The sequence below is a fragment of the Achromobacter aegrifaciens genome (assembly GCF_902859735.1).
GTDB lineage: Bacteria > Pseudomonadota > Gammaproteobacteria > Burkholderiales > Burkholderiaceae_B > Achromobacter > Achromobacter aegrifaciens.
The window spans coordinates 128,642-135,831 of sequence record NZ_CADIJY010000012.1 but is presented as its reverse complement, the minus strand read 5'-3'; the positions used below and the strand labels follow the sequence as shown (position 1 = coordinate 135,831).

Annotated in this window: 5 protein-coding genes; 3 read left to right on the top strand and 2 right to left on the bottom strand. The window is 66.2% G+C overall.

All coding sequences use genetic code 11. The annotated features are described in order from the left end of the window. Positions 1 to 345: 345 nt before the first annotated feature. A complete protein-coding gene (locus tag HV766_RS30240; protein ID WP_225590505.1) occupies positions 346 to 651 on the bottom strand; it encodes a hypothetical protein in 306 nt (101 codons plus the stop codon). Between the two features lie 120 nt (positions 652 to 771). On the opposite strand from HV766_RS30240, the gene HV766_RS24765 reads away from it, so the two are divergent. Beyond that, positions 772 to 1,716: a LysR substrate-binding domain-containing protein gene (locus HV766_RS24765; RefSeq protein ID WP_119450664.1), complete on the top strand. Its 945-nt coding sequence runs from the start codon at positions 772 to 774 to the stop codon at positions 1,714 to 1,716. A 131-nt stretch (positions 1,717 to 1,847) separates the two neighbouring features. On the opposite strand, the gene scpC is transcribed toward HV766_RS24765, so the two are convergent. After that, complete coding sequence (scpC, locus tag HV766_RS24760) at positions 1,848 to 3,365, bottom strand: succinyl-CoA:acetate CoA-transferase ScpC (protein WP_119450663.1); 1,518 nt, start codon at positions 3,363 to 3,365, stop codon at positions 1,848 to 1,850. A gap of 240 nt (positions 3,366 to 3,605) precedes the next feature. On the opposite strand from scpC, the gene HV766_RS24755 reads away from it, so the two are divergent. Next, positions 3,606 to 4,526, top strand: a complete 921-nt coding sequence (locus HV766_RS24755; protein WP_175182007.1) for a LysR family transcriptional regulator — start codon at positions 3,606 to 3,608, stop codon at positions 4,524 to 4,526. 233 nt (positions 4,527 to 4,759) lie between these two features. Next, positions 4,760 to 7,168: a DUF3772 domain-containing protein gene (locus HV766_RS24750; RefSeq protein ID WP_175161534.1), complete on the top strand. Its 2,409-nt coding sequence runs from the start codon at positions 4,760 to 4,762 to the stop codon at positions 7,166 to 7,168. Positions 7,169 to 7,190: the final 22 nt, after the last annotated feature.

The following is a 7,190-nucleotide window of genomic DNA, read 5'->3' as shown; positions in this document are numbered from 1 at the left end:
CTGACTGCTTTGCGGCAGACCTGGCTCGAATCCTCTTGCCCGACCTGTTGTGCTTGCTTGGCTTCGCGGTTCAAAACTGTCCGAACTGCGAAGGAGCGAGACTATAGCACAAGTTTTCTGCGCGTCATGCCGTGCAGCCAAATATTTGTTCCAGATGTCTCCGCGATCTGCAGCGCCCCGCTAGCGGCGCCGCTCTTGCACCACCCGCTAGGCTATATATAGCTGGAAGACAGGTCATCTCCCTGGCAAGCGCGCGGCCCCGCCTTCTATATATAGAAGGCGGGGCCGCGGGGGGAGTAGACAATAACGCCGGGTGGGGCGCCCATCAGGGGCAAAAGGCCCCGGCTACCAGCGCAGGTAGTCCGCGTCGCGCAAGCGCGCCAGGTCGCGCTTGACTGCGGCTTCGTTCATCAGCCATCTGGGTGCGCCCATATCCTGCAGCATGTGCTCATCCAGATCGGCAGCCAGATGACGCAGGCGCGCTTCATTGCGGCGCTTGCGATAGGCGGCCGCAAGCATCGCGATGAATCCCACGCGGGGCGCTGCCAATTCGGCGGACGGCGCCGTGACGGGCTGGGCGGCGGACTGCTGACGATCCCTGGAAATGGCGGCCAGGGCGGAAGAAGACGGGGTGCAAAGCTGTGCGGACATGATGGGCTCCAGGTGTTTATGCACTTTGGTAAGCGTAGTCGCCCAATACTCGGCTGAAAATCGAATTGTTTTGGGGGTATCGGTAAGCTATGATGACCAATCTCTTACTGGGTCCTCTCCATGCGCCTGCCGCTCAGCACCCTCCCCGCCTTCCGCGCCGTGGCCGAATTGCAGAACCTGCGCGCGGCCGCCGAAAGGCTGCATCTGACCCACAGCGCCGTCAGCCAGCAGATCAAGGTGCTCGAAACCCAACTGGGCTTTCCCCTGTTCGAGCGCAGCGGGCGGGGCATCGTCCTGAATTCGGCTGGCGCCGCGCTCTTGTGCAGTGTGCAGGGCGCCATGGCGCTGCTGGACGAAGGGACGATGGCAGCGTCGGCCGCGGCCTCGGGCAGTGAACAACGCTTGCGTGTGTCGGTGCTGCCTTCTTTCGCGCAACGCTGGCTGTTGCCGCGCATGGCGCGGTGGCGCGAGCGCAATCCGGGCCTGACGCTGGAAATCGAGACCTCGCAGCAAGTGGTGGATCTGTTGCGCGACGGTTTTCATGCCGCGCTGCGTTTTGGGCGCGGCCCCTGGCCGGGTGTGGAATCGGAGACCTTGTTCGACACGCCCCTGCCCCTGATCGTCCTGGCATCGCCGGAAACCGCGGCGGCGCTCCCCGATCATTCGCCGCAGACGCTCGCGCGCCAACCGTTGCTGGGCGAGCGCGAGCTCTGGCAAACCTGGTTCAGCGCCGCAGGGCTGGACACGCCCATCACGCCGGTGGCCTCCTTCAACGATGCCGGCATGATGATGCAGGCCGCCGAGCAGGGCCTGGGCATCACGCTGGGACGCCAACTGCTGGCCGCGGACGCGCTGTGCTCGGGCCGGCTGGTGCAGATTTCCCCGATCAGCATCGAGTACGAACAGGCGCAGACCTATCACCTGGTCTACCGGCCCAGCCTGCGCGACTGGGCGCCGCTGGTGGAACTGAAGCAGTGGCTGCGCGACGAGCTGGAGATGTCGCGCGAAAACCTGAGCGCCCCCAAGTCCGGCCCCGGCAAGAAAGGCCAGGCAAAAAAAAGGTAAAGCAGCCTCCGCTGCTTTACCTCTACCAAATCGCGGCGCCAGCGGAAACCACGGTCCGCAAGCCGGGATGCGCTACGCACGCAAACACCGGCAGGCGCCGCGGCGACGGCAGTCACACTTTGCGGCGGGCCTCAGGCCACCTTGCGCGCAGCCGGGCTGGCTGGCCGCATCGTATCGGTTTCATTGAAACGCTGGTGCCAGGAAAACGCTTCTTCGAGCAGATGCGGCGTCTGGCCGCCACGCTCGCAGGCTCGGTCGAAATAGTCCTGCAGGGCGTCGCGGTAGGACGGATGCACGCAGTTCTGGATGACCGCGCGCGCGCGTTCACGCGGCGCCAGGCCGCGCAGATCCGCCAGGCCGCATTCCGTGACCAGCACGTCCACGTCATGCTCGGTGTGGTCGACGTGAGACACCATGGGCACCACGCTGGAGATGTCGCCGTTCTTGGCCATGGACTTGGACACGAAGATCGCGAGGTGCGCGTTGCGCGCGAAGTCGCCCGAACCGCCAATACCATTCATCATGTGGGTGCCGCCCACGTGCGTGGAATTGACGTTGCCGTAGATGTCGAACTCCAGCGCCGTGTTGATGGCGATGATGCCCAGACGGCGCACGATCTCGGGCGCGTTGCTGATCTCTTGCGGGCGCAGCACGATGCGCTCGCGGTAGTGCTCCATGTTGGCCAGGATCTTTTCGTACACGGGCTTGGACACCGTGATCGAAGAGGCCGACGCGAATGCAAGCTTGCCCTGGTCCAGCAGTTCGATGGCGCTGTCCTGCAGCACTTCCGAGTACATCGTCAGGTTCTCGAAGCTGGACGACTCGAAGCCGTGCAGCACCGCGTTGGCGATGGTGCCGATGCCCGCCTGCAAGGGCAGCAGCTCGTTAGTCAGGCGACCGGCGTCGACCTCGCGGCGCAGGAAATCATTGATGTGGCCGGCGATGGCATTGGTTTCCTCGTCGGGCGGCAAGGCATTGGACGGGCTGTCCGGCTCTTGCGTGATGACGATGGCGGCGATCTTGGCCGGGTCCACTTCAATGCAGGACTGGCCGATGCGCTGGTCGGGAGAAACCAGGCCGATGGGCTGGCGCGCCGGGCGGGCTTCGGGCACGTAGATATCGTGCAGGCCCTCGATGGCGGCGGGCACGCCCATGTTCAGCTCGATGATGATGACGTCCGCCTGCTGCGCAAAGGAGGCGGAGTTGCCCACCGACATGGTCGGCACGATGGCGCCGGTCTCGGTGATGGCGGCGGCCTCGATGATGGCCACGTTGATGGGGCCGATATGGCCCGCGCGCAACTGCTCGACGGTTTCGGACAGGTGCTGGTCGATGAAGGCGATTTCACCCTGGTTGATCTTGCGGCGCAGGGTGGTGTCGACCTGGAACGGCATGCGGCGCGCCAGCGCATTGGCCTGCGCCAGCATCTTGTCCGTGTCATGGCCCAGCGACGCGCCGGTGATCAGGGTGATGGAGAACGGTTCGCGCTCGGCGCGGGCTGCCAGCGCCGCCGGCACCGATTTACAGTCGCCCGCGCGGGTGAAGCCGCTCATTCCGACGGTCATGCCGTCCTGTACCAGCGAAGCCGCCTGATCGGCGGAAGTGATCTTGGCGCGCAGCCCAGGGTGGCGGATACGGTCGAGATGCATGGTGTCTCCAGATTCAAGGGCCTACGTGCGGCGGGGCGCGGCATTGCCGCCATGCGCCCAGGCGCCGTCTGACGCGGCGTTTCCCAAGGCTCCAGGGCCGACTCGAGGCGGCCCGGGAACGAATTTTCCGCAGTATAGGAAGGCCGGCTCAAATCTCGTAATGACTTAAAATCATCCAAACAAGTCGCTTTTTTCATCGTTTGAATGTTTTGCGCGCAACGCGCGGGGGAATTCCGGTCCATGGACGTGCGCGCATTGCGGTACTTCGTCGAAACCGTCAGGCACGCCAGCTTCACGCAGGCGGCCAAGACGCTGTTCGTGACGCAGTCGACGGTGAGCAAGATGATCCGCCAGCTGGAAGAAGAGGCCGGCACGCCGCTCTTGATCCGCGACGGCCACACAGCCCGTCCCACCGATACCGGCCGGGTCATGTACCAACGCGGCCTGCAGGTGCTGGAAACGATGCGCCAACTATCGGAAGAACTGCGCCAGACCGCGGACCTGCGCCGGGGCGCGCTGGAAGTCGGCATCCCGCCCATGATCAACCTGCTGTTCACGCCGGTGGTCAAGCGCTTCCGTGAACTGCATCCGGGCATACACCTGACCCTGCGCGAAGGCACCGGCCAGGCCGTGGAAGGACTGGTGGCGAGCGGGGAACTGGAAGTGGGCGCGACCATACTGCCGATCGCGCCGGACGGCGGCCTGGCCGCCCAGCCCTTCGGCAGCTACCCGATCTGGGTGATCGGCCCGCCCGACGCGCCCTGGGCCGGCAAGACCTCGCTGCCGCTCTCCGCCCTGCGCGACGCGCGCCTCTTGATACCCACGGACGACTTCGCCATGACCCGGCGCTTGCGGCAGGCGTTTGCCGATGCCGGTTTCCAGCCCGGCATCGCGGCCCAGAGCGCGCACTGGGACTTCCTGGTGGCAATGGCTTCGGCGGGCCTGGGCGTGGCGCTACTGCCCGAACCCCTGATGCAGCGCATGAAAACGCGCGGCTTGAGCACCGCCAAGCTGGCCAAGTCCGGCATGCAATGGGAAGTCGGCCATATCTGGCAGCAGTCCGGCTATCTGTCCTATGCCGCCCGCGCCTGGCTGGAGGTATGCGACGCGGTACTGGGCAAGCCCAAAAAGCAGGCCGCGCCGAGCGTCCGTGCTGTTTGAGTTGAATCCAAACGTTGACCTCGTAAATATGGTTTGCGGACGCCGCGCCCGGCACGCCCTGCCAGCGGCCTTCCGCCGCCTATCCGGCCCTATTTCTATCCCTGGTCCGCGCCCGCGCGATAGCCGCCGAGCACGCCAAAACAAATAGGGCCGCAGCGCTCGTTTTTGTTGCAACGAATGAGGCGGCGGCTTGCTATGCTCCCGCCTCGAATGCGAGCGACTCGCCCCAGAACATGACACAGACTTCCATTCCCCTGCGCGCGCGGCCTCACCGCGCCCGCGCGTCGATTTTCACGACGCTGATTGCGGCGCTGCTGCTAGTCCTTTTCCTGCTGCCGGCCCATGCCGCGGCGCCGCCCACGCCCGCCGACACGGAAGCGGCGCTGGCAACCGCGCGCAAACAGATCGACGACATCCGCAAGCGCGTTGCCGACGAGACCGATGACGCCACCCTGGTGAAGCAGCGCGGCGACGCGCTGGACATCCAGTCCAAGGCCGACGCCGCCGCCGAGGCCCTGACGCCCCAGCTGGCCAGCGTGACGGCCCGCTTGAGCGAACTGGGCACGCCGCCCGAAGGCGTCAAGGAAGCGTCCGACGTTGCGGCCCAGCGTATGCAACTGGACAAGACCAGCCGGGCGCTGGATGCGCAGATCAAGCTGGCCAGGCTGCTGTCCGTGGATGCCGGGCAAACGGCCGAACAGATATCGGCGCAGCGGCGCAAGCAGTTCCAGGCGCGCCTGGGCGAGCGACGCGACTCGTTCCTGTCCGACCAATTCTGGACCGAGTTCCGCGAGGAGTTCCCGCGCGACCTCGAACGGCTGGAAGCGCTGCGCGACGACCTCGCTACCGCGGTCGGCCAGACGCCGAAATGGGGCTGGCTGCTATTGGGCGCGGCGATCGCGCTGACGATCGCCCTGCGTATCGCCATCGGCCGGGTCCTGTTGCGGATAACTGCCACGCGCGTGCCGCCGGGGCGCCTGCGCCGCTCCTTTCTTGCGGTCACGCATGTGGTCCTGGCCGTTGCCACGCCGGGCGTCGTCGCGCTGTTGATCCATATGGGGCTGGACTGGAATTCGCAGCTGAGCGACAACACCTCGTCGTTGCTCGCGAACCTGGTGGGAACGGTCTGCTTCGGCGGCTACGTGTCCGGCCTGGGCTATGCGCTCCTGTCCGCGAACCGGCCGTCGTGGCGCCTGCCGCCCGTCAGCGACATCGTGGCGGCGCGCCTGCGCTGGCTGCCCGCCGTGCTGGGCGTGCTGGTGGTGATGATCTGGCTGGCCGAGCGACTGCCGGTGCTCTTGAACGCGAGCCTGACCACCACCATCACACTGACCGGCATCGTCGCCGTCCTGACCATGGCGATGCTGGGCGCGGTGCTGGCCATCAGCCGCCGGCTGCGGCGCCAGGCCATGCAAGAAAGCGAGACGCCGATCCCGTTCTGGGTCTCGTTGCTGCTGGGAGCGGTGTGGACCGTGCTGATCCTGAGCCTGGCCAGCCTGCTGGCGGGCTATGTGGCGTTCGGCAGTTTCATGGTCAAGCAGGTGCTGTGGGTGCTGATCGTGCTGGCCTCCGCCTATCTGCTGTCGACGCTGATCGAGGACGGCTTCAGCACGCTGCTCGGCACCTCGCACCGCGACGGCGGCGAGCACGAAGCGCCCAGCATGCGCGACCAGGCCGCCGTGCTGCTGTCGGGCGTGGGCCGCGTGGCGGTCGGCCTGCTGGCCGTGATTCTCCTGGCCGCGCCCTTCGGCGAAGCGCCGATGGACCTGCTGCAGCGCTTCGACCAGCTGCGCAAGGGACTCGCCATCGGCGAAGCCCAGATCCGCCCCGGCGCCGTGCTGCAGGCGCTGCTGGTGCTGGCGCTGTCGCTGCTGGCCGTGAAGATGCTCAAGCGCTGGCTGTCCAACCGCTACCTGCCGACGACCGAACTGGACCCGGGCATGCAGTTGTCGGCAGCCACGCTGTTCGGCTATGCAGGTTTCGTGATCGCCGTGGCGCTGTCGCTTTCGGCCGCGGGCATCGGCCTGGAACGCGTGGCGTGGATCGCGAGCGCGCTGTCGGTGGGTATCGGTTTTGGCTTGCAGGCGGTCGTGCAGAACTTCGTGTCCGGCCTGATCCTGCTGGCCGAGCGCCCCGTCAAGGTGGGCGACTGGGTGTCGCTAGGCGGCGTCGAGGGCGACATCCTGCGCATCAACGTGCGCGCCACGGAAATCCAGATGGGGGACCGCTCCACGGTGATCGTGCCGAATTCGGAGTTCGTCACCAAAACCGTACGCAATGTGACCCGCTCGAACCCGCTGGGGCTGGTGCAGATCAAGCTGCCTTTGCCGCTCTCCACCGATGCCGAACAGGTGCGCGAATTGATCCTGCAGGCCTTCTCCGACCACGAAGACGTGCTGGACACGCCCGCGCCCAACGTCTTCCTGGATGGCATCGAAGGCGGCAATCTGGTCTTCAACGCCAAGGGCTACGTGTCCTCCCCCCGGGCGGCCTACGGCGTGCGCAGCGCCCTGCTGTTCACCCTGCTCAAGCGCCTGCATGACGCGGGCCTGGAAGTATCTTCGCCGCCCACCATGCTGCTGGCGTCGGCCCCCCAGCCGGCGGCGGCTCCCCTCGCCGTACCGCCGCCCGCCCAATCCTGAATCATCCCTCCCTTGTCCCGCC